Here is a 24,797-nt window from a genome sequence, read left to right as displayed (position 1 = left end):
TCGAGCGACTCTACGTTCCCGGATACATGCGCCAGCGCCGATATGTCTGCTTTCGCATTGCGTGATCAGCCACTCTGCGCGTAGGAGTGAGCCGCGCGGAAACGTCAGCCCCTCGTGCAACGATATTGGGCGTGAACACCGCACCTCCCGACCCGCTCGTGCTCGTCCAGGGCGATGAGGAACTGCTCGCCGCCCGCGCGATCACGTCGGCGGTCGACGCGGCGCGTGCCGCCGACCCCGGCGCCGACGTCCGGGAGTACGAGGCGGGCGCCCTGGCCGCCGGTGAGGTCGCCGAGATGCTCAGCCCGTCGCTGTTCGGCGGCAGCCGGGTCCTGGTGATCCGCAGTGGACAGGACGCGCGCAAAGACCTCACGACCGCGCTGCTCGCGTATGCCAAGGCACCCGACCCCGAGGTGTCGCTCATCGTGACCCACCTCGGCGGTGCCAAAGGCAAGGCGCTGGCCGACGGCCTCCGCTCCGCCGGGGCCACCGTGGTGCCGGTCGCGAAGCTGCGCGGTGAGGGCGAGCTGACCAGGTTCATCCGGGACGAGTTCCGCCGCAACGGTGGCCGCTGCGACGAAACGGCCGCGTCGGCGCTGCTCGCGGCCGTGGGTAACGACCTGCGCGAGATCGCGGCGGCCTGCTCGCAGCTGCTCGCCGACACCGACGGCAAGATCACCCCCGAGGTCGTGGCGCGTTATTACCGGGGTCGTGCCGAGGTCAGCGGCTACAACGTGGCCGACGCCGTCATGATCGGCGACCTGCCGGGCGCGCTCGAGGCGCTGCGCTGGGCCCTGCACACCGGCGTCGACCCGGTCCCGATCGCCGACGCGATCGCCGACGGCGTCCGTACGGTGGCCAAGGTTGCGGCGGCCGGTCGCGGCAACCCGTACCAGATGGCGACCACGCTGGGCATGCCCGCCTGGAAGATCAAGCGCGCGCAGGAACGCACCCGCGGCTGGACGCCCGAGGGCCTGGTCGACGCCATGCAGGCCGCGGCCGACTGCAACGCCGCGGTGAAGGGCGGCGCGGAAGACCGGGGGTACGCGTTGGAACAGGCCCTCTTCGCCGTTGCCGAGGCCCGGCGGTCGGGGGGTTCGCGATGAAGCGCGCGGAACGCCGCCCGCTCTACGCGCGCATGCTCCGGCTGCGGCACATCGCTCCGACCGGGCTGCTGTGCTTCGTCTTTCTCGAGGGCTCGATCGCGCTCGGGCTGCTGCTCGCCCTGGCCGAGCTGGTGAGCTGGTGGGGCGTCCTGGTACTGCCCGTGACGGTGGCGCTGATGGTCAAGCTCAACGATCTGATCGCGGGTTCGCTGGTGCGGGCCGCAGCCCCGGTGCGGCCGGGGCCGTCGCGGCCGGCATCATCTCGGCCCGCGCCGTCCCGGCCGGTGCCGGCGGACGCGCCGATGCTGCGTCCCGCCGCTGCCGGGCGGCCGGATGTGGTCAGCCGCGTCGCCGACGATGCCACGATTCGGCTTCCCGGGGTGATCGAGGGCGATCGCGGAGAGCCGATCAAGCGGCCGTGGGCGGAAAAGGTGGAAGCCCAGCAGCAGTGGATGCGCCAGGCAGCGACCCGCCGTTACGAATAACCGCCGGTGACTGCCTGCGGCAGCCACACCTGATCCCAGACCGACGGCGCCTGCGCGCCGTGCATGCCCTCCAGGTTCCCTACCTTGAGGGCTTTTCCGCTGGAAACGCCACCGGGCACCGCTGCGGACGCTCTGGTCCGGCGATGCCCGGTTGTGGTCGTCGACCGGCTCGCGACTACGCGAGCGTTGACGCGTGCTGCCTCACTGCGACACGTGTCGGAGCCTGACGGGTCAGGCAGACAGCGAGGCGACCTTCTTGGCGATGGCCGACTTGCGGTTCGCCGCCTGGTTCTGGTGGATGACGCCCTTGCTGGCGGCCTTGTCGAGCTGGCGCGAAGCGGCACGCTGCAGCGCGGTCGCCGTCTCGACGTCGCCCGCGTCGCTCGCCTCATGGAACTTGCGAATCACGGTCTTCAGCGACGACTTGACCGACTTGTTGCGCAGCCGGGCCTTCTCGTTCTGCCGGTTGCGCTTGATCTGGGACTTGATGTTCGCCACGCGACAGCCTTGTCCTGACTAGGTGTTCGGAAACTGGTCTCAAGCGTGCTGAGTCGAAGCAGCGAAGAGCGGCACGTCACCACACGCGATTAGCCAGCCTACCAGCCCGGTCGCGGCCGACCAAAACGACGGCCCTGCTCAGGGGTGGGCGGTCGCGTGCGGGGCGCTCAGGTCGGGCCTACGACCAGCCACGCCGGTCCGCCAGCCAGGCCAGCGCCTGCCTGCCGCTGAAGAGCTGGTGCTGACGGCTGTGCGGGGACGCGCTGCTCGGCCCGCCATCGGCGCGGACCAGCCAATACCCGGCCAAAGCCGCGAGCGCCCCCTCCACACCGGAGGGCGGAGCGTTCCATCCGGAGAGGTACGCGTCCGCGTCCAACCCACTCGCGTACGCACTGACCAGCAACGTGACCGTGTCGAACCAGGGAGCGCCCAGACACGGCCACGTCCAGTCGCAGAGCCACGCCCGCCCGGAACCGTCGACGAGCACGTTGTCGATCCGCAGGTCACCGTGCATGAGCCCGGCACCGGCCACCAGGTCGGGCAGGCCGCGCTCCAAGACGGCCAGCTCGTCGATCCGATCCCGGGCGACCGTCTCCCACGCCGTACGGGGAAATGGCTCTTGCCCTGACTTGATCTCCGACCACCAGGACATCTCGGCTCGCACGATCTCGGGAAGCGCCGGCACACCGGTCTTGAGCAGCTCGTTTGTCGGCTTTGCGAGCGCCGCGGCGGCCGCTGACCAGGCGTCGAGCGCCGACCGTAACTCCGCGGGCTCCCACGGGAGGGCCGGCACGTGGCCGTCGATCGCCTCGAGACAAAGGACAAACCAGTCGGATTCCACCATCGTCCAGAGCGGGCGGGCCGCGGTGACCGCCGGGGGCAGGGCCGCGGTGATCGACGCTTCACGGGCGTACGCGCGGGAATTGGGGTTGCTGAGCGGTGCAGCCTTGACGAAGACGCTGATGCCGGCCGACGTGGTGAGGACCGCGGCGAAGGCGCGAGTGAAGCCACCGCCTGCGCTGCGCGCCGCGGAAACTGGTGAGCCGAGCCGGTCGGAGATCGCTTTCTGCAGGCGTTTTGGCAGGTCAGACCAGCTTGGGCGTACGGCGGTGGTCCCGTACGCGACGTCCGGAAGCGAAATCGGTCGCACCACGCCATCCTCCCGGCCGATTTTTGTCGTACCCCGCTGGCAGTATCCAGGCCATGAGAACCGACGACTTCTGGGCCGTCATCGACCGGGCGACGGCCGACCGGCCCTCCTCGCCCGCCGAGGTGGCCAAACGCGCCGCCGCCGACCTGGCCACCCGAGACCCGGAGGAGATCGTCGCGTGGGCTCGGCACCTCGACAAGGTCATGGTCGCCTCCGGCACGCAGGATTTGTGGGCGGCCGCCTATTTGATCAACGGCGGATGCTCCGAGGAGGGATTCGACAATTTCCGGGGCTGGCTGATCGCGCACGGGCGGGAGGCCGTCGCGCGCTCGGTGAAGTCCCCTGATGCGCTGGCCGACCTGCCGGCCGTCCGCTCGGCCGCGGACAGCGGTGCGGTCTTCGAGGCGGAGGAGGTGCTGTCCATCGCCGCGGAGGCTTATGCGCAGGCCACGGGGTCGGAGATGCCGGTGGGAGAGACGCCGGTGACCAGGCCCGATGCCGCCGATCTGTGGGATTTCGACAACGAGGAGGAGATGCAGCGCCGGCTGCCCCGGCTTTCCGGGCTGTTCCTGGCGCCGCCGGAGTGACGATCATCTAGCAAATAACGGGTCGAACCCCGGGCCGCCGCTCGGGGAGGATCGCGCTATGAGTTCGCGGCGCGGTTCGGTGGTTTCGGTCAGTTGTAACGACGTTTATTCGTTCACGAAGCCGGTCCGGGACGAGATCGTCCTGGTCGCAGGCTTCGGGGTCGAGGGAGACGTGCACGCGGGAGTGCGTGTGAGGCACCGCTCGCGGGTGAAAGCCGACCCGACTCAGCCGAACCTTCGTCAGGTGCACCTGATGCAGGCGGAGCTGTTCGGGGAGGTCGGGGAGAAGGGTTACGCGGTCACGCCCGGCGATCTGGGCGAGAACGTGACGACAAGTGGTATCGATCTGCTAGCGCTGCCGCTGGGGACGATCCTGCGCTTCGGTCCACCGGCTGGAGAGACGGCCGGGCCGGGCGCTGAGGCGCACACGAGACCGGCTGCCGGCGGCGGAGCGACCGCGCGCCGGAGCGAAGGGCCTGCGATAGCCGCAGAGCCCGCGACAGCCGTACGGGCTGTGCTGGCGGCCGCCTCGGCGGCCGTGCTTGACGAGTCCACGACCAAGGCCGCCGCTGCCGTCGCGACAGCGGCCGCCCGAGAAACCGGCGACGACCCCCGCCCGGCCGTCGTCATCGCCGGACTGCGCAACCCGTGTGCGCAGATCAACGGCTTCCAGCAAGGGCTTCTGAAGGAGGTGGTGGGGCACGACGAGAACGGCAGCCTGGTCCGGAAGGCCGGGATCATGGCGGTGGTGCTGCGGGGTGGTCACATCCGCGCTGGTGACCATGTCCACGTCGAGTTCCCGCCGCCGCCGCACGCGCCCCTTGAGCGGGTGTGAGCGGGCCGCCCGCACGGACGTGGGACGATAGAACGCGCCGGGCGTCATGCCCGGCATCCTTCAGCTTGCGAAGAACGGTGGAACGTGCCAGGACCGCTCGACCCCGGAGTGAACGTGATCGGCTCTACCGATCCCGCGCGCATCCGTAACTTCTGCATCATCGCCCACATCGACCACGGCAAGTCGACGCTGGCCGACCGGATGTTGCAGATCACCGGGGTGGTCGACCCGCGTCAGATGCGCGCGCAGTACCTCGACCGGATGGACATCGAACGAGAGCGCGGCATCACGATCAAGTCGCAGGCCGTGCGCATGCCCTGGACCGTCCGCGAGGGCGACCGGAAGGGCGACACCGCGGTCCTCAACATGATCGACACGCCGGGACACGTCGACTTCACGTACGAGGTGTCCCGCAGCCTCGCCGCGTGCGAGGGCGCGATCCTGCTGGTCGACGCCGCGCAGGGGATCGAGGCGCAGACCCTCGCCAACCTGTATCTGGCGATGGAGAACGACCTGCACATCATCCCGGTGCTCAACAAGATCGACTTGCCGGCGGCGCAGCCCGAGAAGTACGCCGACGAGCTCGCCGGTCTGATCGGCGTCGAGCCGGACACCGTGCTCCGCGTGTCCGGAAAGACCGGCGTCGGCGTCGACCACCTGCTTGACGAGATCGTCCGGCAGTTCACGCCGCCGGTGGGCGACGCGGACGGCCCGGCGCGCGCGATGATCTTCGACTCGGTGTACGACGTCTACCGGGGCGTCGTCACGTACGTCCGGGTCATCGACGGCCGGATCGAGGCGCGCGACCGGATCAGGATGATGTCCACGGGCGCGGTCCACGAGCTGCTCGAGATCGGCGTGGTCTCGCCCGAGATGGAGAAGGCGAACGCGCTCGGCGTCGGGGAGGTCGGATACCTGATCACCGGCGTGAAGGACGTGCGCCAGTCCCGCGTCGGCGACACGGTCACCGGCAACGCGCGCCCGGCGAAGGAGCCGCTCGGCGGGTACAAGGATCCGAAGCCGATGGTCTACTCGGGTCTCTACCCGATCGACGGCTCGGACTACCCGGCCCTCCGCGACGCCCTCGACAAGCTGAAACTCAACGACGCCGCCCTGGTGTACGAGCCGGAGACGTCCGCGGCGCTCGGGTTCGGTTTCCGGTGCGGCTTCCTCGGCCTGCTCCACCTGGAGATCATCGGGGAGCGGCTGGAGCGCGAGTTCAACCTCGACCTGATCTCCACGGCGCCCAATGTGGTCTATCGCGTGTTCACCGACGACGCCGTCGAGCACGTGGTCACCAACCCCAGCGAGTTCCCCAGCGGCAAGATCGCGGAGATCCACGAGCCGGTCGTGCGCGCCACGGTCCTGGTGCCGAACGACTACGTCGGCGCGGTCATGGAGCTGTGTCAGAGCAGGCGCGGCAGCCTGCTCGGCATGGAGTATCTGTCCTCCGAACGGGTCGAGCTCCGCTACACGCTGCCCCTCGCCGAGATCATCTACGACTTCTTCGACCAGCTGAAGAGCAAGACCAAGGGCTACGCGTCGCTCGACTACGAACCCTCCGGCGAGCAGGTCGCCGAACTGGTCAAGGTGGACATTCTGCTCCACGGCGAGCCCGTCGACGCGTTCAGTGCGATCGTGCACAAGGACAAGGCGTACAACTATGGCGTGACGATCGCCGCCAAGCTGCAGAAACTCATTCCGCGGCAGCAGTTCGAGGTGCCGATCCAGGCGGCCATCGGCAGCCGGATCATCGCCCGCGAAACGATTCGCGCCATCCGCAAGGATGTGCTCGCGAAGTGCTACGGCGGTGACATCAGCCGAAAGCGCAAGCTGCTCGAGAAGCAGAAGGAAGGCAAGAAGCGGATGAAGATGGTCGGCCGCGTCGAAGTGCCGCAGGAGGCCTTCATCGCCGCGTTGTCGACTTCCGACTCCGCGGACGTCAAGGGAGCGAGCAAAAAATAGGGCGGTTTGGTTTCTGATTCCCTCGGGAACTCTGGGGCTCGACGGACGCAACAAGCTCCACCCGAGGAGGAACCCCCATGACTGTCTCCGGCATCATCTCCGCGCTCATCGTCGGTCTCATCATTGGTGCGCTCGGCCGTCTGGTCGTACCCGGCAAGCAGCACATCCCGATCTGGCTGACGATCGTGATCGGTATCGTCGCCGCGCTGCTCGGCACGGTCATCGCCAACGCGGTCGGCGTCGGCGACACGAACGGCATCGACTGGATCGAGCTGCTCTTCCAGGTGGTGCTGGCCGCGATCGGCGTCGCGCTGGTCGCCGGCATGGGCAGCCGCCGCCGGCTCACCCGATAACGCGCGCACGAAGCGCCGGGCCCCTTCGGCCCGGCGCTTCGCCATGTCTGTGAATTGTCGTTCTTCGATATCCGAGTGGTCATTTCCGGACCACATTCAAAATCTCAATGTCGTAGCGGGGTGGGTGGTACGAATCGCTGCTCCCGCCGAGGGCCGCGGCGGCGCGAGCTGGCCGCTGGCGCGTCCAAAACACTCACCCCACCCCGGCGACGTGAGTGAATGGCCGCGCCCAACCCCAAATTCGCCGGCCCCTATGCGGGGATTCGCGCCCCCGGATTCCCCACACCCCCGGACGCGGCGAGTGGGGCGCCCCGGGCGGCTAGGTGGCTCACGCGGTGGACGAGCCGCGGTCGGCGCACGTCGCGCGGTCAGCGTCCCGTCGAACAGTTGGCGGAGTGGCTGGGAACCGGCGTGTGCCCCCACCCATGCCGCACATATCCGATATTTCTGGTGATCAGGTGGGTCGGTTGGGTCGCAGCGCTGCAGGGGGGCCCGGCGAGTGACGGGCCGAGGGTCCATTCTGTGGGACCTGCGCCCGCGTACTGGGACCGGTGACCACGTCTTGAAACCACCGTCCGCCATGTGAGACTCGCGTCCACTGTAGAGGATGCTTTCGTGATGCGATGCGGCTTTTGTCCGGCAGGTTTTTCCGGCCAGATGTGAACCTTGGAGAGTTATGGCTCGTATGTGGGCGCAACTCTCCAAGGTTCGCAAAATCCACGGTCTGGGCGCGTTTTCCATGTAGGTCGGGGCACCCGACGCTCCAGCTGCCCGGCTGGTTCGAGGGCGATGTATCGGGTGCCGTCCAGGCATAGTCGGAACGCCCGCCCACCAAGGGTTCCGGGGTGCGCGGGGGCAGCTAGTAGCGGAACTTGTGCTGGGCGCTGCGGCGGTTTACCCAGGCTGGGAGTTCGTCAACGTGGCTCAGCTGGGGGAGTTGCTCGACCGGGTCGTGGGCGGCCGTTACGTTGCGCATCGTTACGACGAAGCCCTGGACCAGGCGGTCGTCTCGCAGGTCGCGGTACGTGGCCTCGACCAAGGCCTGGGAGTGGTCTGCGCGGCGCAGCGCGAAGAACAGGGTGCCGTCGCCCTCGGCCGCGAACGCGGTGCGGATCTGGGCGCGGTCGTCGTCGTGGACCAGGTCCTCCAAGGTGGACAGCGGGGAGAGGTCGTCGGCGCCCAAGAGGTCGTGCAGCGCGGGGCTGGCGTAGCGGATGCGGCGGTCCTCGTCGATCACCAGCATCAAGTCTGCCGTGTTTCGGATTACGGCTCTTAGATACAGGTCGCTGTCGCGCCTGCCTACGGCGTCCACCAAGGTGATTCGGTCGAGGGCCAAGGCGGCCTGGCCGGCCAGCACCTCCAAGGCGTCGCGGGCCAAGGTCAGGCCGGTGCGACGGCCGGTCAGGACCAGGGCGCCGCCGCTGGGGCGGGCCACGGCCAGTGGTTCTAGCCACAGAGGACAGACGAGGGTGCCCTCCTGGTCGGTGGCTGCGGCCGCGGTGTGGCGCTTGCAGAAAATGGCGAGGAATCCCGATAAAGCGGATGCGCGGTCGGTGGCGCGCCTCGGCTCGTGCGCGTCGCGGGTTCGACCGCCGTCGTCCGAGACAGATTGGTCACCCCGCACGCTGCGGTCGTGATCGCGATCGGAGTCCGGGGTCAGGTCCATGTCGCCGTCAAGGTTCACGTCGCGGGCCAGGTCCAGGTCTCCGTCCCGGTTGAGCTCGCGGCCCTCGTCGCTGCCGCGGGGCTGGCTGCGGTTGTGGGGGTGCTTGGGGTCGCTTGCGTGGTCGCCGCGGTGAAGGTGGTTGGGGGTGCGGCCGGCCGGCTGGGGGCCTTCGCTGGCAGCGAGCGCGGTGGGGTGGCGCCTTGGCAGGAGGCGGCGCCAACCCGCTGCCTCGGGCGCCGGGGTCTCGGCCTCGTCGTCGCCGGCCCACCAGCTGCGGGGGTGGGGGCCGGACGGGACCGCGGGGATGGCCTCCAGCGCCAGCTGGCGGTCGTCGGTGGCGAAGACGACCTTGGTGATCGCCTGGGCGGGGACCAGCTCGCGGACGGCGGCGCGCACCGCCTCGACCACGGCGGGCAGGTCGGCGGCGGCGACCAGGCTGGCGGTCGCGGAGCGCAAGGCGCGCTCGCGGGACAGGCCCTGGGTGCTCAAGTTGACCGAGTCGGCCAGGCGGGTGATGGCGAGCGTCAAGGTGATGGCGCTGGCCACGGCGATCACGACGCCGTCCTCGACGGTGCCGGTGACGGACTCGATCAGCAGGACCACGGGCGGCGCGGCCACCGAGACGCCCAGCAGCGCCGCCCAGCGGCCGTTCCACTGGGTCAGGCGCGGCGTCATCGGCTCGGTCAGGCGGACCATCGACGGGTGCAGCGCGGCCAGGCCCCACGCGATGTAGAGGATCGTGTAGCCGGCCTCGGTCGTGGGGTTCGGCGCCAGCGGGTAGATGATGTCGCTGAGCAGCATCGTCACCGAACCGAGCAGCAGCAGCGTGGCGGCGAGGTTGCGGCCGGCCGCCCAGCGCAGGCGGGCGGCCACGCCGACCAGGATCAGGCCACCGATCACATCGGACGCGGAGATTTTCCCGAGCTGTCCCTTGTCGCCTATCACGAACACCCAGACGACCAGCAACGTCGCACAGGTGAAGGCCGTCAGGTCGATCAGCCGGGCCCGGTCGACCAGCAGCGCGCCGCCGCGGGTGAACTGCAGCAGCGCGGCGCCGACCAGGACGAACATCGCGAGGTACGCGGCGTCCGCGGCCGGCATGTCGCGCAGCGCATAGAAGACGTCGCCCACGGCCAGGCTGGCCAGGGCGGCGGCGAGCAGCAGCCAGGGGACGATCCGGGCCGGACGGTGCCGGATCACCCCGAAGATGAGCGCGCCACAACTGCCCGCACCCAGCAGGATCCATTCGATCGCCCTTGACACGCCCTACTTAGTACCAGGGGTGTAGCTGTCTGTCCACGTCGATGTATACGCAGTGCAATTCCGCCTCGGAATCGGTCGTCATTACGCAGAGCGACCCGCGAACGGCGGCCAAACCGGTCGCCAGCAGCGAAAGACCGACCTCAGCTGAAGACCTCGGCGATGACTTTACGTTCATCGATGCCGTTGTCGTCGGTTACAGGCTGCCACTTTCCGTCCGGGGCGTGCCATTCGAGATCCGCGAAACGTACCCATTCGAGACCGGTTGCCGAAGCGTGCGAGACGAGCCAGTGGGCGTACCGCCAGCCGGCGCTCGCGTTGTCGACCCCGAGCGTCAGGCCGGCGCTCTGCTCGGCCAGTTTGGTCCTCGCCAGGCCCTTGCCCCAGTCGAGCTTGAGGCCGTCGGTCAGCGCGGCCGTCGCGGCGGCGCCTCGCAGCACCGGCGCGCCGGTCACGGTGCACGCCACGGCCGCGGTCGCCCGGCCGGTGAGCGCGTTGGCCAGCACGGACGCCTCGTCAGCCCATTTCTCGTACGCGTTGGGGTAGGCCGAACGCTGCACCTTCTGCGCGGCGTCGGTGATGCGCATCTTCTCCCAGCCCTTGACGCGCTTGAGCGAGGCGTAGAACTTGTTCGCCGCGTACCGGGGATCCTTGATCTCGTCGGTCGTTCCCCAACCCTGGCTGGGACGTTGCTGAAAAAGGCCGACCGAGTCACGGTCGCCGTCGTCGAGATTCTCCAACTTGGATTCCTGTAGCGCGGTGGCCAGCGCGACCACGATCGCCCGCTCGGGCATGCCACGTCGGATGCCGACCGCGCTGATGGTGGCGGCGTTGGCCATCTGCACCGTGTCGAGAGTGACCTCGCCGTCGCCGCGCACGGTGCACTCCGGTCCGATGACCAGCGGAATCTTGATGCCGCTGTGGGATAACGAGCGGCTGAGGGCGAAGCCACCGAGCGCGGCGACGAGCACAAGAACGAGGGCCGCTACGGCCGGGGTCCTGCGCACCCACACCCCCCACTGTGATCTAGCTCCGGTGACCTAGCCTACTGAATCACCGCCCGGAACCCACGATGGCGAACGCTTCTCGCGAAAGGCCGTGACGCCCTCGACGCCCTCGATCGACTTGAAGTAACCGGCGGAGCGAGCGGACAAATCTGCCAGCTCCGCACGGACCGAGGCTTCCGGCGTACGGCGTAGAAGTTGTTTGGCACCGGCAAGCGCGAGCGGACCGCCCAGCACGAGCGAATCGCAGTAGCCGGTGATCGTCGCGTCCAGGCGATCGGCCGGGACCGCGGCCGTGACCAGACCGATCGCCTCGGCGCGCGGGCCGTCGAAGACGTCGCCGGTCAGGTAGAGCTCGGCGGCGGCGCGGGCGGAGAGGCGCGGCAGGACGGTGGCGCTGATGACCGCGGGGATGACGCCGAGGCGCACCTCGGTGAAGGCGAAGGTCGACTCGGTGGTGCAGACGGCGATGTCGGCGGCGGCGATCAACCCCAGGCCACCGGCGCGGGCCGGGCCGCCGATCCGCGCGACGACCGGCTTCGGGAACTCCCAGAGGGCGGCGAGCACGTCGGCGAGCAACTCGGCGGGGACGCGGCCGGCGGCGCGGGCCTCGGCGGTCTCCTTGAGGTCGGCGCCGGAACAGAAGACCGGTCCGGTGTGTGAGATCACCACGACGCGTACGGCCGGGTCGGTCAGCGCCTCGCCGAGAGCCGCCAGGAGATGGCGCATCAGCGGTGTGGACAGGGCGTTGCGGTTGGCGGGGCTGTCCAGGGTCATTGTGGTCACCCCGGCGTCGGTGGCGGTACGGACCAGATCCATGCCGAGACCCTAACGGTGGCCGTGCACACTTGACGGATGGCAGGCGCACTTCCCGATGGCGAACCCGTACCCGCGGATGGATCGCTCCCCGAATCCGCGACGCAGCATGTCGGGAAAAACGGATTTGCCGTTTATGTCCATGTGCCGTTCTGTGCCAGCCGGTGTGGGTATTGCGATTTCAATACGTATACGGCGAGTGAGCTGGGCGGCGGGGCGAGCCGGGATGAGTACGCCGAGACGCTGCTGCGGGAGCTTAAGCTCGCAAAAAACGTGATAAATCCGGAAAAATCGGGTGGTGCGGGCGTTCGGACGGGCTCGGGGGCCGTGGACACCGTCTTCTTCGGTGGGGGGACGCCGACGCTGCTCAGCGCCGACGACCTGGGCCGGATCCTGGACGGGATCGACCGGACCTGGGGGCTCGCGCCCGGAGCCGAGATCACCACCGAGGCCAATCCCGAGTCCGTCGACCCCGCCTACCTGCGGGCGCTGCGGAAGCATGGCTTCACCCGGATCTCGCTCGGGATGCAGTCGGCCTCGCCGACCGTGCTGCGGATCCTTGACCGCAAGCACACCCCCAACCGGGCGCCGCAGGCCGCCCTCGAAGCGCGCGCGGCCGGCTTCGAGCACGTCAACCTGGACCTGATTTACGGGACGCCGGGGGAGACCGCCGAGGACTTCGAGAAATCCTTGCGTACGGTCGTGGACGCGGGCGTGGATCACGTCAGCGCGTACTCGCTGATCGTCGAGGACGGCACCCGGATGGCGGCGAAGATGCGGCGCGGGGAGCTGCCGTACCCGTCGGACGACGTCGCCGCGGATCGGTATCTGGCCGCCGAAGGGGCGCTCAGCGACGCCGGGTTCGGATGGTACGAGGTGTCGAACTGGGCTACCTCCGAGGCGGCTCGGTGCCGGCACAACCTGCTCTACTGGACCGGCGCGGACTGGTGGGGGTTCGGGCCGGGGGCGCACAGCCACGTCGGCGGGGTGCGGTGGTGGAACGTCAAGCATCCGGTGGCGTACGGGAAGAGGCTCGCCGAAGGCGTCTCGCCGGGGCACGGGCGCGAAGTGCTGACCGACGAGGACCGCCACGTCGAGGACGTCATGCTGCGGGTGCGGCTGCGCGAGGGCATCACGCTGGACCGGGTGGACCCGGCGGGCGCGAAGCAGGCGCTGGAGGACGGACTGCTCGACGCGGAGGCGTACGGGCAAGGTCGTCTGATCTTGACCTTGCGGGGGCGGCTGCTGGCCGATGCCGTCATCCGTGACGTGGTCTGACTATTTGACGATCGCGACCGCCATCGGATAGGTGTACGGCTCGCCGTTGGCCGCCTTGACGCCCGCGATGATGCCGAACACGACCGCGACGATCCAGGCGATGCCGACGATCACGTAGCCGACGCCGATGCAGATCAGCGCCCAGCCGGCGAAGCCGATGATGGACCACAGGAGCTGGAAGTTCAGCGCCTTGACGGCCTCGTTGCGCACCACGGGCGATTCGTTGCCCTTGGCGAGCATGACGATCAGCGGGATGATCCAGCCGGCCACCGCGCCGCCGAGAAACGTGCCGGCCGCGCCGCCGAAGTGAGCGGTGAGGATCCAGGTGCGGTCGTCCTGGGTGCGAGAGCCGTACCCAGGACCGCCGTAGTCGGGACCGGGTGGCGGAGGCGAATACCCCGGTGGTGGTGAGTAAGGCGGTGAATAACCGGGCGGTGGCGGTGTCGAACCGGAGGCCGGGTCGTTACCCGCATATGGGTTGAACGGCTCGGTCGGGTCGTTCGGGCTCCCGCTACCAGGTCCACGAGGCGGTTCGGTCATGACTGACACGGTAGAAGCGCAGCTCAAACCGGTCGAGTGGAACATGCGTTTCTAGTCAACCAATCGACAGCCGTTCGATCATCGCGCACCGGCCCGCAGCGACGTAGACTGGCACTCTGTTACCAGGAGTGCCAGACGAGGGAGGGTCATATGAGTCTCGATGACCGCAAGCTCGAGGTGCTCCGGGCGATCGTCGAGGACTTCGTCGAGACTCAGGAGCCGGTCGGCAGCCGGGCCCTCGTCGAGCGGCATCACCTCGGTGTCTCCCCGGCCACCGTGCGTAACGACATGGCCGTGCTGGAGGAGGAAGGCTACATCCGCCAGCCGCACACCAGCGCGGGCCGGGTGCCCACCGACGCCGGTTATCGGCTGTTCGTCGACCGCCTGTCCCGGGTCAAGCCGCTGAGCCCGGCCGAGCGCCGGGCCATCGAGCGCTTCCTGATCGGCGCGGTTGATCTTGACGACGTGGTGCACCGGACGGTGCGCCTGCTGGCCCAGCTCACCCGCCAGGTCGCCGTCGTGCAATATCCGTCGCTGGCCCGCTCCTCGGTGCGCCACCTCGAGCTGGTGCCGGTCTCCACCACGCGGATCATGCTGGTGATGATCGCCGACACCGGCCGGGTCGAGCAGCGCCTGGTCGAGCTGCCGCAGCCGATCCCGGCCGACGACGTGACCGACCTGCGCCGCCGGGTCAACGAGAAGCTCGCGGGGCAGAAGCTCGCCGACACCCCGCCGCTGGTCCAGGGCCTGGTCGACGACTGCGCGCCGGACAGCCGAGGCACCATGGCCTGCCTGGCCTCGGTGCTGCTGGAGACTCTGGTCGAGCGCAGCGACGAACGTCTCGCTCTCGCCGGGACGGCCAACTTGACACGAGGCGGTGTGCTGGACTTCCAGGGGACACTCCGTCCCGTCCTGGAGGCCCTCGAGGAGGAGGTCATCCTGCTCAAGCTGATCGGCGACCTCGAACCCAGCAAGACGCGGGTGCGGATCGGCGACGAGAACGAGATCGACAACCTGAGGTCGGCGTCCGTGGTGAGCACCGGTTATGGGCCGGGGGCGACGATCGTCGGGGGGCTCGGCGTGCTCGGCCCCACCCGGATGGACTACCCCGGCACCATCGCGACGGTTCGCGCGGTGGCACGCTACGTGGGCGACCTACTGGCACAGAACTGACATTGAGGACCTCAAACCCCGTGGCCAAGGATTACTACGGCATTCTCGGCGTGAGCCGGGAGGCGACCGACGACGAGATCAAGCGCGCCTACCGCAAGCTGGCTCGGCAGTACCACCCGGACGTCAACCCGGATCCGGACGCGCAGGAGAAATTCAAGGACATCAACGCCGCGTACGAGGTCCTGTCCGACGACAAGAAGCGGCAGATCGTCGACCTCGGGGGTGACCCGCTCGCGCCCGGCGGCGGTGGCGCTCCCGGCGGTCCCGGTGGTGCCGGCGGCCCGTTCGTCGGTTTCCAGGACATCATGGACGCGTTCTTCGGCACCGCGGCCGGCGGCGGCGCGCGGGGTCCGCGCCCGCGCACCCGTCCGGGCGCCGACGCGATCCTGCGGCTCGAGCTCGACCTGGTGGAGACGTCGTTCGGGGTGGAAGCGCCGATCACGGTCGACACCGCGGTGCTGTGCACCCAGTGTTCCGGGGCGGGCACCGCACCCGGCACCCATCTGGCCACCTGTGAGACGTGTGGCGGCCGTGGCGAGGTGCAGAGCGTGCAGCGCACGTTCCTGGGCCAGGTGGTCAGCTCCCGCCCGTGCCAGGTCTGCCAGGGCCACGGCACGGTCATCCCGCACCCCTGCCCGACCTGCGGCGGCGACGGGCGCGTGCGCACCCGCCGCTCGCTCACCGTCAAGATCCCGGCCGGGGTCGAGGACGGCATGCGGATCCGGCTGGCGCAGCAGGGCGAGGTGGGCCCCGGCGGCGGCACCCCCGGCGACCTGTATGTGGAGATCCACGAGCGGCCGCACGACGTCTACTCCCGCAAGGGCGACGACCTGCACTGCCGGGTGACGCTGCCGATGACGGCCGCGGCGCTGGGCACCCGGCTGACCATCAAGACGCTGGACAGCGAGGAGAACATCGAGGTCAAGTCCGGGACGCAGCCGGCCTCGACGCTGCGCATCCGGGGCAAGGGCGTGCCGCACCTGCGTGGCCAGGGTCGCGGCGACCTGTTCGTGCACCTCGACGTGAAGACGCCGACGAAGCTGACCTCGGATCAGGAGCGGATGCTGCGCGACTTCGCCAAGACCCGCGGCGAGGACATCGCGGAGCTGAGCAAGCAGGGCGGCTTCTTCAGCCGGATGCGAGACGCCTTCAACGGCCATTAGCCCCCCAAGATCAAGATCCAGATGTCGTAGCGGGGTGGTGGGTACGGATCGCTGCTCACGCCGAGGGCCGGGGCGTGGCGAGCTGGCCGCTGGCGCGTCCAAAACGCTCACCCCACCCCGGCGACCTGCGTGAGTGGTAACGCTCAAAAGCGAAAGACGGCGCGCCGCGCGTGGCTGTGGGTCGTCCGGAACACGATCAACCGGGTCGCGCTGCGGATGGCGCATGCGGGGATCGGACCCGTCGCCGTCGTGCGTCACGTGGGGCGCCGCACCGGCAAAATGTACGAGACGCCGATGCTTCTCGTCCGCGTCGACGGCGGGTTCGTGGCGGAATTAACCTATGGCGAGAGCGCGGACTGGTATCGCAACGCGGTGGCTGGCGGCTGCGTGGTGGCACTGGGCGAGGTCGAGTACCCGATCGGGAAAATCCGGAAATATCCGTATCGGGAGGGGATCCGGGCTTTTGGGCTGGCGGGGGAGATCGTTCTAAAGTTGCTCGGGCGGCGCGAGTTCCGAATTCTGCTCGTCGAACGTCCGTAGGGAGTGTCGCCGCACCCGCCTGAGCCTGGGGCAAGCAGGACGGGATGGATACCGGCCAGGTTCCGCATCGGCGGCGGGGCCGGTGTCCGTCGCTGCCACGAATCGCCCGTGGCCGGTGGCCTTGGCGGCGTTATTTCGGCATTTTTCACCTTATTCAACTGCCGCCTCTTCATTGCCAGCGGCGAGATTCGAGACCTTGGAGAGTTAGGGCTCGAATGTGGGCGTAACTCTCCAAGGTCTCGAAATCGGGCCGTCGAGGCGGACCGCAAAGTTGGGCAAAAGTGGCCGAAATGACTGTCCTGTTCGGACGGTCGTCCACGATGCGGGCCTCCGTTTCCGAATCGTGAGACCGCTGTCGGATTGGCGTCAAATGTCGGTTCGTCATCGCGACTCGGAAGGGGGTCAGCCGCGCCTTCGCGGCCACTTTGGGTCGCCGGTCTTCCTGCTGCGCCCGACGTCATCCCCGCACCGGCTGCAGCGCTGGTCATCCCCGCCGTCGGGCGCCGGTCTCGCCAGCCCGCGGCGCCGGCCAAAGCTTCGCAGGCAATGACGTCTTATGACGATTTATCCCGATGTTTCGGGTGCGGGTGGCGTTCGGAACTGAGGGGCATCGCGTCGGTCGCGCTCCGCGGTGGTCGGGAACAAATCCGGGTCGCGTGGGATGCCGCGCCGTCGGAATTGAGGGGCATCGCGTCGGTCGCGCTGCGCGGTGGTCGGGAACAAATCCGGGTCGCGTGGGATGCCGCGCCGTCGGAATTGAGGGGCATCGCGTCGGTCGCGCTGCGCGGTGGTCGGGAACAAATCCGGGTGGCGTGGGATGCTGCGCCGTCGAAGGTGCGCTGTGTGATGCGGGCGCCGAAGGGGTGCAGGCGTCGTGGCTCGCGCTGAGCACGGGCGTACTGCTGGCGATCTTGCGTCGAGGGGCGTACTGCTGGCGATCTTGGCGCGGCTCCTCGCTCAGTCGCGCTACTCCCTGATCTCGGAGCTTGCGCGGTCGATCAAGAGGGGCAGCAAAGTGGAGCGCCACGTTTCCAAGTGGACGTTTCCGCTGCTCAGGCCCGGGTCGTTGGCGAACTCGTCGCGGTACACCCAGGGAGCGGGCTCGGTCGCAAGCTCCACTCCGACGACGCGGTCGAACGAGGCGTACAGGAGCATCTCGACCTCGCCCATCGATGGCGGGAGGTACATGCCGGAGAGATGTTCGCGGAGTGCTCGCCAAGCCCACGGGTCGCCGCGCAAGCCCCACTGCAATGGCTCGGGGTCGAAGAGGTCGGTGACAAGCTTCATGACATCAAGGCTGGCACGACCGGCGTCCAACCGCAGCAGTCCCGCCGGCCGGATCGGTTGGGCTCCCCGCCATACCAGCATCGAAGCGATCGACGGCTCGGGGGCCGGGGGTGATCCTCGAGAACGGGGGCGTCGGCGGCCGGGATCGTGGCGTCGGCCCGAGCCGCAAAACGCGCCGGCCGAATCGGGGCGTCGGCCCGAGCCGCAAAACGCGCCGGCGGAATCGGGGCGTCGGCGGGTGGTGGGCTGCGGTCAGGCGAGCGGGATCGCGGCGGTCAGCGACCAGTCGTGGCTGATGTCGGCGGCCGTGCGGAGCAGGCGGGGCAGGTGCTCCTCCAGCAGCGTCTCGACCGACGTCTCGGCGGCGTGCACGGTCACGTTGATCGCGGCGACCACGCGCCCCTCGCCGTCGCGGACGCCGGTGGCCACCGAACGCACGCCGGGCGCCAGATCCTGGTCGGCCAGCGCCCAGCCCTTCGCGCGCACCTCGCGCAGCGCCGTCGACAGCGCGTCCGGTGAGGGCTGCCAGCGTGGCGTGATCCCGGAGCGGCTCGGCTCCGCGAGCACCGCCGGCACCGCGGCCGGGGGCAGGGCCGCGAGCAGCACCTTTCCCATCGACGTCGCGGCGGCCGGGAACCGCGTCCCGATCGTCACCGCGAGCGTGACGATCTTCGGGACGGCGACCCGGGCCACGTACACGATGTCGCTGCCGTCGAGCTGGGCCATCGAGGTGGACTCGTTGGTCTGCGCGACCAGCTTCTCCATGTGCGGCCGGGCCACGTCCCACATGTTCAGGGCGTTCACGTACGCCATGCCGAGTTCGAGCACGCGCGGCGTCAGGGCGTAGCCACGGTCGGCCGTACGGGCGTACCCCAGCTCCTCCAATGTGATCAGAATGCGCCGCACGGTGGGCCTGGCCAGACCGGTGAGCGCGGCGATCTCGCTGAGCGTCATCGAGGGTGACCCCGGCCGGAAGGAGCGGACGACGTCGAGGCCGCGTGCGAGCGCCTCGATGAAGTCGCTCCTTCCGTTATCGGTCACCACCTAATTTTTCCATTGCGCCGAGCCGGCGTCGTAGTCGGTGTACTGGTACGGGTTCTCGCGCACGCTCGTCTCCGGGACGTCCGGGTTCATGCCGCCCTGCCAGGCGTCCTCGCCTAACGCGTCGCGCAGGTACGAGACCGTTGCCTCGATCTTGGCGCGGGCGGCGGGGAGGTCCACATCGACCAGCTTGCCGTCCGTCTTCACCACGCGGCCGCCGACCAGCACGGTGTGCACGTCCGCCCGCTGCGCCTGGTAGACCACGTGCCCGTACGGGTTGAGGATCGGGAACATGGCCGGCGAGTCGTCGTTCTTGATCAGGACGACGTCCGCCTGCCGGCCCGGGGTCAGCGCGCCGACCTGCGCGTCCATCCCCAGCGCCTGCGCGCCGCCGCGGGTGGCCCACTCGACGACCTGCTCGGCGCGTAGGTGGTGGTGGGTGACCGTCTCCTTCTTGCTGTGCGCCTCCAGGTGCTCGCGGGAACGGTCCGCGCTGAGCGTGGTGCGCATGGCCGAGAACAGGTCGCCGCTCCACCACACGCTGGTGTCCATCGACAGCGACACCGGGATGCCGTGCTTGCGCAGCATCCAGGTGGGCGGGTAGCCCTGACCGGCGCTCTGCTCGCTCTCCGTCGACACGGAGACCGAGCCGCCGGTCGCGGCGATCCGGTTGTACGAGTCGGGGTTGAGCGTGGCCGCGTGCACGTACACGTTGTTCGGACCCATGAAGCCGTTCTCGTGCATGAGCCGGATGCCGTCGTCGTTGGTGGCACCCCAGACGCCGGCGTGCGTGGTGACCGCGGCGCCCAGTTCGCGGGCGACCTCGAAGGCCGCCTTCTCCGGGAACGCCGGGTCGCCGGTGACGTCGAACGCCATCTGGAAGCCGGCCAGCTTGCCGCCGTCAATGCGCCGCCGGTAGAAGTCCATGAACTGCGGCGAGGTGGACCACTCCCACGGGCCCTGCTGGATGTTGCCGTAGGCGAGCACGAACCGGCCGGGCACCGACTCCATGGCGTCCACGGCGGCGTCGGCGTGGTCGGCCGACTGCAGGCCGTGCGACCAGTCGACGGTGGTGGTCACGCCCGAGTCGACGGCCTCGATCGCGGAGAGCAGGTTGCCGGCGTACATGTCCTCGGGCCGGAACAGCTTGCCGGACTCGAGGTAATACCAGACGAAATACTGCGTCAGGGTCCAGTCGGCGCCGTACCCGCGCATCGCGGTCTGCCACATGTGCCGATGCGTGTCGATCATGCCGGGCATGACGATGCCGCCGGAGGCGTCGATCTCCAGCGCGTCGTCCGGTGCGGTCAGACCCTGGCCGACCGAAGCGATCTTGCCGTCCACGACCAGCACGTCGGCGTCCTGCAGCACCGTGTGCGAGTCGTCCATGGTGAGAACCAGGCCGTTACGGAAGATCACCGGCCGGTCGTTCGCGCTCATCTCCACCCCTCTCGGACGCCTGTCCGCTGTGCGGGCAGCGCGGTGGCGCCAGTGTGTTCCCGGTCACGAAGGGGTGTCAAGAGATCGTTTCGGGATCATGAAGAACGTGTTGACAGGTTCGGATCAGCGCGGCACGCTGACTCGGCGGACAAGTGTCCGCAGAACGGGCGGTTGGTAATGTCGGACCCACCCCTGGCGGGCCTGATCGTCGCGGATTTCTCCCGGATCCTGGCCGGGCCGTACGCGACGATGCTGCTGGCCGACCTCGGCGCGCAGGTGATCAAAGTGGAGAGTCCGGGCGGCGACGACACCCGCACCTGGATGCCGCCGATCCGGGACGGTGTCGCGACGTACTACCTGGGGATCAACCGCAACAAGCGCTCGATCGCCCTGGATCTTCGCGAGGACGACGATCTCGCCGCCGCGCGGGAACTGGCCCATCGCGCCGACGTCATGATCGAAAACTTCCGGCCGGGCGGGTTGGTCCGTTTCGGACTGGACTACGACACGGTGGCGGCGTCGAACGAGAAGATCGTCTACGCCAGTATCAGCGGGTTCGGGTCCGGGGCGGGTGCTTCGATGCCCGGCTATGACCTGATGGTGCAGGCGATCTCCGGGTTGATGAGCTTGACCGGCGACCCGCAGGGGTCGCCCTATCGCGCCGGCATTTCCGTCTTCGACGTCATGGCCGGCATGCACGCGAATATCGGGATTTTGGCCGCGTTGCACCATCGCGGGACGACCGGTCGCGGCCAGCACGTCGAGGTCAACCTGCTGTCGTCGGCACTGTCCGGACTGGTCAACCACTCCAGCGGGTACGTCGCCGGCGGCACGATCCCGTTCCGGATGGGCAACGCACACCCCAGCCTCTTCCCGTACGAGCCACTGCCCACCTCGGACGGTGAGCTGATCGTCATCGCCGGCAACGACGGGCAGTTCCGCAAGCTGTGCCAGGTGCTCGAGCTGCCCGGCCTGCCGGACGACCCCCGCTTCGGGCGCAATCAGGACCGCACCGCGAACCGGGAGCAGCTGCGGCCGATCCTCGTCGAGCGCCTCACCAAACGCACCAAGGACGAATGGTTCCGCGAGCTGCTCGCGGCCGGCGTGCCGTGCGCCCCGATCAACACCATCGACGGCGGGGTCGCGCTGGCCGACGAGCTCGGCCTGGCGCCGGTGGTCACGGTGGGTGGCATTCCCTCGGTACGTAATCCGATCACGTTCTCCGACACGCCCGCGCGGTACGAGTTGCCGCCGCCCGGGCTCGACGAACACGGCGAGGAGATCCGCGCGTGGCTGAGGAGCTGAGTTTCCCGACCCGGATCGGCACGTCCACCCCGACGTCGATCTCGCTGCTCGGGCAGGATCTGGCCGCCGACCTGATGGGCAAGGTGGGGTTCGGGGAGCTGGCCTATTGGCTGGTTGCCGGGCGGCGGCCCACGGCTGGGGAGTTGCGCGTGTTCGAGGCGGTGCTGGTCGCGCTGGCCGATCACGGGTTCACGCCGACGGCGATCGCGGCGCGGCTGACGTATCTGTCGGCGCCGGAATCGTTGCAGGGGGCGCTTGCGGCGGGGCTGCTCGGTGGCGGGTCGCGGTTCCTGGGCGTTACCGAGGACACCGGGCGCTTCCTGGCGGAGACGCTGGTCGAGGCCGGGACGGAGCGGGACTACGACGTGATCGCGCGGGACGCGGTGCGGCGGGCGAAGGAAAAACGAACGTTCGTTCCGGGACTGGGACATCCCGTACACAAGCAAGCTGATCCACGCACCGCCGTGCTGATCTCCATCGCCGAGGCCGAGGGTCTCAAAGGCCCGCATCTGCGTCTTTTCGAGGCCATCGGCCGAGTGCATCCCGAGGTGCTCGGGCGGACGCTGCCGCTCAACGGGGCCGGAGTCTGCGGCGCCGCCCTCGCCGACCTGGGACTGCCCACCGACCTGTTGCGCGGCTTCGCCCTGCTGGCGCGCGCCGCCGGACTGCTCGGTCATCTGGCCGAGGAGCGCCGCCGGCCGATCGGCATGGAGATCTACCGTGCCGTTGACCGCAACGCCGTTTACGAACCCGGAGAGGACTGAGTATGGCTAGCATCGTCGCGGTCATCGCCTCCACCCACCACCCCTTCTACTACCGGGCCAGCACGTCGACCGGGGAGGATCGGCCGCCGTTCGCGGACGAGTGGACCCGCAAGATTCTGGCCTTCCGGGAGACGCTGACCCGGGCGAACCCGGACGTGCTGGTGATGGTCGGCTCCGATCATTTCCACCAGTTGTGGCTGGACAACATGCCGCAGTTCCTGGTCGGCAAGGCGCCGTTCTACGACGCGAACTGGTACAACGAGGAGCGCGAGTTCGGGCTGCCGCGGATGACGCTGCGCGGGCAGGAGGATCTGTCCGGGCATATCCTGCGTTCCGGATTGGACGCCGGGTTCGATCTGGCCTTCAGCAACGAGTTGCGGATCGACCACAGCATCACGTGCCCGATCATCACGTTGCGGCCCGAGGGCGATCTCCCCATTGTCCCGATATATACGAATATCTTCGCCCCGCCGCTGCCGCAGCCGAAGCGTTTCGTCCAACTAGGCGAGACGATTCGGGAAATAGTGGCATCGTGGCCCTCGGATCTCCGGGTGGCGATCATCGGCACCGGCCACCTCTCGCTCGAGCTGGGTGGGCCGCGACAATTCGGACCGCACGGGCCGGACCCCGAGTTCGATCAGCGCGCCGTGGAATGGATCGCGACCGGCGACCTCGACAACTGCCTGCGCGAGGTCACCCTGGACTCGCTGCACGCGCCCGGCAACGCCACCCACGGCTTCATGGACTTCATGCTGATGATGGGCGTCGCGGGGGCCGGCCGCAAAGCCGACCACGTGGACACGCTCGATCTGTTCCACACTATGGAGGCGTACTTCACCTGGTACCCGAACGGGGAGCCCGCATGAGCAAGTATTTGCTGGACAAGTTCCTCTACACGGTCGACCGCGATCCCGAACTGGTGGAACGCTATCGGGCCGAACCCCGCGAGACGGTCGAGTGGTGGGAGTCCACAATGGCCAACTCGCTGCTCAACAGCGTCGGCGCCGAGGACAGCACGTGGCAGTCGTTCGCCCCCGCCGAGCGCGAGGCATTGGTCGCCCAGGACCACGTCAAGCTGTTCGAGCTCGGCGCGCACCCGTTCCTCACGCTGACACTGTTCATCGCGATGTTCGAGCGCGACAACAAGGAGCCGCTGGAGTACCAGAAGGCGTACGGGGCCCGGCTCGCGCATTTCTCCCTCCCGTACCCGGATATCACCACATGATCCGGGCGGCCGTCCTGACGATATGTGGCCGGCCCCCCGCGGTCGGCGAACGGCCGGTGCCCCCGGTCGGCAACGGCCAGGTGCGGATCAGCGTGGCGGCCGCGCCGATCACCCCGCTGGACCTGCTCTGCGCCACCGGCACCAGCTACTTCGGCATGCCGGAACTGCCGTACGTGCCCGGCGTGCAGGGCGTCGGCCACCGCGAGGACGGCACGCCGGTGTGGTTCGCCACCTCGGCCGGAATGCGTCCCGGCGACGGCAGCATGGCCGCGGCGGTGGCCGTCCCGGCGAACGACGTGGTGACCTTGCCGCACGGCGTACCGCTGGAGGCGATCGCGGCGCTGGGCCTCTCGGCGGTGGCCGCGCACGCGGCGCTGACCCGGGCCGGCGGCGTGGCACCCGGCGAGCAGGTGGTCGTGCTGGGCGCCGGCGGCGTCGTGGGCCAGGCCGCGATCCAGCTCGCGCTGCTGGCCGGCGCGCGCCGGGTGATCGCGGTGGCCCGCTCCGAGGCTTCCCGCGAGCGCGCCGAGCTGCTGGGCGCCGCGGTCGCCGTCCCGCTGTACGAGGAGGACGACGTGGCGGTGCTGGCCGACCGGATCCGTTCGGTGGCCGAGGGCCCGGTCGACCTGGTGCTGGACCCGGTCTTCGGCCGCCCCGCCGCCGCGGCGCTGCGCGTGCTGCGTCCCGAGGGCCGATTAGTCAACCTGGGCAGCGCGGCCGGCGCGACGGCCCCGATCGACTCGGCCACGCTGCGCAGCGGTTCGTTGCGCATCATCGGTTACACGAACAACCAGCTGACGATCGAGCAGCGCGCGGAATCATTGGCCGCGGTGGCGGCGTACGCGGCATCGGGCCGGCTGACGGTGGAGCACGAGGTGGTCCCGTTCGACGCGGTGGCCGACGCGTGGCAGCGCCAGGCAACCGGTGAGGCCACCCGGCGGATAGTGCTTTCTCTCTAAGATGTACGCCCGGGGGAGAGGTCCCCGAGGCTTCGCCCAGCTTCGGTGCAACAACATCTCCTCACGCCCGACCGGGCTGTCCCGTCACACACCCCGGCCAGTCCCGCTCCTGGCCAGTCCCGCTCCTGTCCCGTCACACGCCCTGGCCAGTCCCGCCTGCGGTCAGTCCCGCCTGCGGTCAGTCCCGCCTGCGGTCAGTCCCGCCTGCGGTCAGTCCCGCCCTTGGCCAGTCCCGCCCCCGCGGCACGGCTGACGCTGTCGACTCCCGCGTCGCGGGCTGTTTTGCATCCTGCAACGTGGGATGTGCCGACCGCATCCTGGGATTGCTCAAGACCTTGGAGAGTTGCGCCCATATAT

24 protein-coding genes are annotated in these 24,797 nt (G+C 69.1%); 15 read left to right on the top strand and 9 right to left on the bottom strand.

What is annotated here, in order from left to right; translation table 11 throughout:
* Window positions 1-122 precede the first annotated feature (122 nt).
* Together holA and HH310_RS39330 are read left to right on the top strand one after the other, a co-directional pair.
* Window positions 123-1,106, top strand: coding sequence for a DNA polymerase III subunit delta (gene holA, locus HH310_RS39335; protein ID WP_169180884.1), 984 nt, complete (start codon window positions 123-125; stop codon window positions 1,104-1,106).
* On the top strand, window positions 1,103-1,591 hold the full coding sequence (locus tag HH310_RS39330) for a hypothetical protein (protein ID WP_169180851.1): 489 nt from the start codon (window positions 1,103-1,105) through the stop codon (window positions 1,589-1,591). The genes holA and HH310_RS39330 overlap by 4 nt, the downstream gene beginning before the upstream one ends.
* Window positions 1,592-1,822: 231 nt before the next feature.
* Here the strand turns inward: HH310_RS39330 and rpsT are convergent, their stop codons facing one another.
* Both rpsT and HH310_RS39320 read right to left on the bottom strand, forming a co-directional pair.
* Entirely contained in the window at window positions 1,823-2,089 is a 267-nt protein-coding gene (rpsT, locus tag HH310_RS39325) for a 30S ribosomal protein S20 (RefSeq protein ID WP_169180850.1), read from the bottom strand.
* A 178-nt stretch (window positions 2,090-2,267) separates the two neighbouring features.
* The gene (locus tag HH310_RS39320; protein ID WP_312034620.1) at window positions 2,268-3,242 is read right to left on the bottom strand and encodes a phosphotransferase; all 975 of its coding nucleotides are present in this window, start codon (window positions 3,240-3,242) and stop codon (window positions 2,268-2,270) included.
* A 50-nt stretch (window positions 3,243-3,292) separates the two neighbouring features.
* Between HH310_RS39320 and HH310_RS39315 the strand changes: the two genes are divergently transcribed.
* From HH310_RS39315 to HH310_RS39300, 4 genes are all read left to right on the top strand, one after another.
* Complete coding sequence (locus HH310_RS39315; RefSeq protein ID WP_169180849.1) at window positions 3,293-3,826, top strand: DUF4240 domain-containing protein; 534 nt, start codon at window positions 3,293-3,295, stop codon at window positions 3,824-3,826.
* A gap of 58 nt (window positions 3,827-3,884) precedes the next feature.
* A complete protein-coding gene (locus HH310_RS39310; protein ID WP_169180848.1) occupies window positions 3,885-4,661 on the top strand; it encodes an MOSC domain-containing protein in 777 nt (258 codons plus the stop codon).
* An 84-nt stretch (window positions 4,662-4,745) separates the two neighbouring features.
* The gene (gene lepA, locus HH310_RS39305) at window positions 4,746-6,626 is read left to right on the top strand and encodes a translation elongation factor 4 (protein ID WP_169180847.1); all 1,881 of its coding nucleotides are present in this window, start codon (window positions 4,746-4,748) and stop codon (window positions 6,624-6,626) included.
* Window positions 6,627-6,703: 77 nt separating this feature from the next.
* Window positions 6,704-6,979 carry a GlsB/YeaQ/YmgE family stress response membrane protein gene (locus HH310_RS39300; RefSeq protein ID WP_169180846.1) on the top strand — a complete coding sequence of 92 codons (276 nt, stop codon included), beginning with the start codon at window positions 6,704-6,706 and terminating at the stop codon, window positions 6,977-6,979.
* 859 nt (window positions 6,980-7,838) lie between these two features.
* Here the strand turns inward: HH310_RS39300 and HH310_RS44515 are convergent.
* From HH310_RS44515 to HH310_RS39285, 3 genes are all read right to left on the bottom strand, one after another.
* The gene (locus tag HH310_RS44515) at window positions 7,839-9,908 is read right to left on the bottom strand and encodes a PAS domain-containing protein (RefSeq protein WP_312034618.1); all 2,070 of its coding nucleotides are present in this window, start codon (window positions 9,906-9,908) and stop codon (window positions 7,839-7,841) included.
* Window positions 9,909-10,048: 140 nt separating this feature from the next.
* Window positions 10,049-10,918: a hypothetical protein gene (locus tag HH310_RS39290; RefSeq protein WP_169180845.1), complete on the bottom strand. Its 870-nt coding sequence runs from the start codon at window positions 10,916-10,918 to the stop codon at window positions 10,049-10,051.
* A gap of 27 nt (window positions 10,919-10,945) precedes the next feature.
* Window positions 10,946-11,728, bottom strand: a complete 783-nt coding sequence (locus HH310_RS39285) for an enoyl-CoA hydratase-related protein (protein ID WP_169180844.1) — start codon at window positions 11,726-11,728, stop codon at window positions 10,946-10,948.
* A 36-nt stretch (window positions 11,729-11,764) separates the two neighbouring features.
* Here HH310_RS39285 and hemW point away from each other — a divergent pair, with 36 nt between their 5' ends.
* Window positions 11,765-13,003: a radical SAM family heme chaperone HemW gene (hemW, locus tag HH310_RS39280; protein ID WP_169180843.1), complete on the top strand. Its 1,239-nt coding sequence runs from the start codon at window positions 11,765-11,767 to the stop codon at window positions 13,001-13,003.
* Here the strand turns inward: hemW and HH310_RS39275 are convergent, their stop codons facing one another.
* Entirely contained in the window at window positions 13,004-13,543 is a 540-nt protein-coding gene (locus HH310_RS39275; protein WP_169180842.1) for a DUF4870 domain-containing protein, read from the bottom strand.
* Window positions 13,544-13,693: 150 nt separating this feature from the next.
* On the opposite strand from HH310_RS39275, the gene hrcA reads away from it, so the two are divergent.
* The 3 genes from hrcA to HH310_RS44510 all read left to right on the top strand — a co-directional run bounded on the left by hrcA (window position 13,694) and on the right by HH310_RS44510 (window position 16,419).
* Entirely contained in the window at window positions 13,694-14,716 is a 1,023-nt protein-coding gene (hrcA, locus tag HH310_RS39270; protein ID WP_169180841.1) for a heat-inducible transcriptional repressor HrcA, read from the top strand.
* Between the two features lie 20 nt (window positions 14,717-14,736).
* Window positions 14,737-15,879 carry a molecular chaperone DnaJ gene (dnaJ, locus tag HH310_RS39265; RefSeq protein WP_169180840.1) on the top strand — a complete coding sequence of 381 codons (1,143 nt, stop codon included), beginning with the start codon at window positions 14,737-14,739 and terminating at the stop codon, window positions 15,877-15,879.
* A 129-nt stretch (window positions 15,880-16,008) separates the two neighbouring features.
* Complete coding sequence (locus HH310_RS44510) at window positions 16,009-16,419, top strand: nitroreductase/quinone reductase family protein (RefSeq protein WP_211193208.1); 411 nt, start codon at window positions 16,009-16,011, stop codon at window positions 16,417-16,419.
* A 966-nt stretch (window positions 16,420-17,385) separates the two neighbouring features.
* On the opposite strand, the gene HH310_RS39255 is transcribed toward HH310_RS44510, so the two are convergent.
* From HH310_RS39255 to HH310_RS39245, 3 genes are all read right to left on the bottom strand, one after another.
* Window positions 17,386-17,706, bottom strand: a complete 321-nt coding sequence (locus tag HH310_RS39255; protein ID WP_169180839.1) for a hypothetical protein — start codon at window positions 17,704-17,706, stop codon at window positions 17,386-17,388.
* A gap of 252 nt (window positions 17,707-17,958) precedes the next feature.
* Window positions 17,959-18,747 (bottom strand): IclR family transcriptional regulator C-terminal domain-containing protein, encoded by a 789-nt coding sequence (locus HH310_RS45655; RefSeq protein ID WP_169180838.1) that lies wholly within the window; start codon window positions 18,745-18,747, stop codon window positions 17,959-17,961.
* A 3-nt stretch (window positions 18,748-18,750) separates the two neighbouring features.
* Complete coding sequence (locus HH310_RS39245; RefSeq protein ID WP_169180837.1) at window positions 18,751-20,187, bottom strand: amidohydrolase family protein; 1,437 nt, start codon at window positions 20,185-20,187, stop codon at window positions 18,751-18,753.
* Window positions 20,188-20,364: 177 nt separating this feature from the next.
* Here HH310_RS39245 and HH310_RS39240 point away from each other — a divergent pair, with 177 nt between their 5' ends.
* Genes HH310_RS39240 through HH310_RS39220 form a run of 5 tightly spaced genes read left to right on the top strand, consistent with a single transcriptional unit; the run spans window position 20,365 to window position 24,440 of the window.
* Window positions 20,365-21,492 carry a CaiB/BaiF CoA-transferase family protein gene (locus tag HH310_RS39240; RefSeq protein WP_169180836.1) on the top strand — a complete coding sequence of 376 codons (1,128 nt, stop codon included), beginning with the start codon at window positions 20,365-20,367 and terminating at the stop codon, window positions 21,490-21,492.
* Window positions 21,477-22,256 (top strand): citryl-CoA lyase, encoded by a 780-nt coding sequence (locus HH310_RS39235; RefSeq protein WP_169180835.1) that lies wholly within the window; start codon window positions 21,477-21,479, stop codon window positions 22,254-22,256. Before HH310_RS39240 ends, HH310_RS39235 begins: the two co-directional genes overlap by 16 nt.
* Before the next feature lie 2 nt (window positions 22,257-22,258).
* Complete coding sequence (locus HH310_RS39230) at window positions 22,259-23,122, top strand: extradiol ring-cleavage dioxygenase (RefSeq protein ID WP_169180834.1); 864 nt, start codon at window positions 22,259-22,261, stop codon at window positions 23,120-23,122.
* Window positions 23,119-23,481 carry a hypothetical protein gene (locus HH310_RS39225; RefSeq protein WP_169180833.1) on the top strand — a complete coding sequence of 121 codons (363 nt, stop codon included), beginning with the start codon at window positions 23,119-23,121 and terminating at the stop codon, window positions 23,479-23,481. Before HH310_RS39230 ends, HH310_RS39225 begins: the two co-directional genes overlap by 4 nt.
* Entirely contained in the window at window positions 23,478-24,440 is a 963-nt protein-coding gene (locus tag HH310_RS39220; RefSeq protein WP_169180832.1) for a zinc-binding alcohol dehydrogenase family protein, read from the top strand. The genes HH310_RS39225 and HH310_RS39220 overlap by 4 nt, the downstream gene beginning before the upstream one ends.
* Window positions 24,441-24,797: the final 357 nt, after the last annotated feature.

The sequence above is a fragment of the Actinoplanes sp. TBRC 11911 genome, assembly GCF_012933445.1.
Taxonomy (GTDB): Bacteria; Actinomycetota; Actinomycetes; order Mycobacteriales; family Micromonosporaceae; genus Actinoplanes.
This window is presented reverse-complemented; position numbering and strand designations above follow the sequence as displayed.

Coding starts and splice junctions, on each gene's coding strand:
- HH310_RS39275 (WP_169180842.1), bottom strand. CDS start 13,543: ATGACCGAACCGCCTCGTGGACCTGGTAGCGGGAGCCCGAACGACCCG.
- HH310_RS39220 (WP_169180832.1), top strand. CDS start 23,478: ATGATCCGGGCGGCCGTCCTGACGATATGTGGCCGGCCCCCCGCGGTC.
- HH310_RS39285 (WP_169180844.1), bottom strand. CDS start 11,728: ATGGATCTGGTCCGTACCGCCACCGACGCCGGGGTGACCACAATGACC.
- HH310_RS39330 (WP_169180851.1), top strand. CDS start 1,103: ATGAAGCGCGCGGAACGCCGCCCGCTCTACGCGCGCATGCTCCGGCTG.
- HH310_RS39310 (WP_169180848.1), top strand. CDS start 3,885: ATGAGTTCGCGGCGCGGTTCGGTGGTTTCGGTCAGTTGTAACGACGTT.
- hrcA (WP_169180841.1), top strand. CDS start 13,694: ATGAGTCTCGATGACCGCAAGCTCGAGGTGCTCCGGGCGATCGTCGAG.
- HH310_RS39240 (WP_169180836.1), top strand. CDS start 20,365: ATGTCGGACCCACCCCTGGCGGGCCTGATCGTCGCGGATTTCTCCCGG.
- HH310_RS39300 (WP_169180846.1), top strand. CDS start 6,704: ATGACTGTCTCCGGCATCATCTCCGCGCTCATCGTCGGTCTCATCATT.
- HH310_RS39255 (WP_169180839.1), bottom strand. CDS start 17,706: ATGAAGCTTGTCACCGACCTCTTCGACCCCGAGCCATTGCAGTGGGGC.
- HH310_RS39225 (WP_169180833.1), top strand. CDS start 23,119: ATGAGCAAGTATTTGCTGGACAAGTTCCTCTACACGGTCGACCGCGAT.
- hemW (WP_169180843.1), top strand. CDS start 11,765: ATGGCAGGCGCACTTCCCGATGGCGAACCCGTACCCGCGGATGGATCG.
- HH310_RS39245 (WP_169180837.1), bottom strand. CDS start 20,187: ATGAGCGCGAACGACCGGCCGGTGATCTTCCGTAACGGCCTGGTTCTC.
- HH310_RS39230 (WP_169180834.1), top strand. CDS start 22,259: ATGGCTAGCATCGTCGCGGTCATCGCCTCCACCCACCACCCCTTCTAC.
- HH310_RS39315 (WP_169180849.1), top strand. CDS start 3,293: ATGAGAACCGACGACTTCTGGGCCGTCATCGACCGGGCGACGGCCGAC.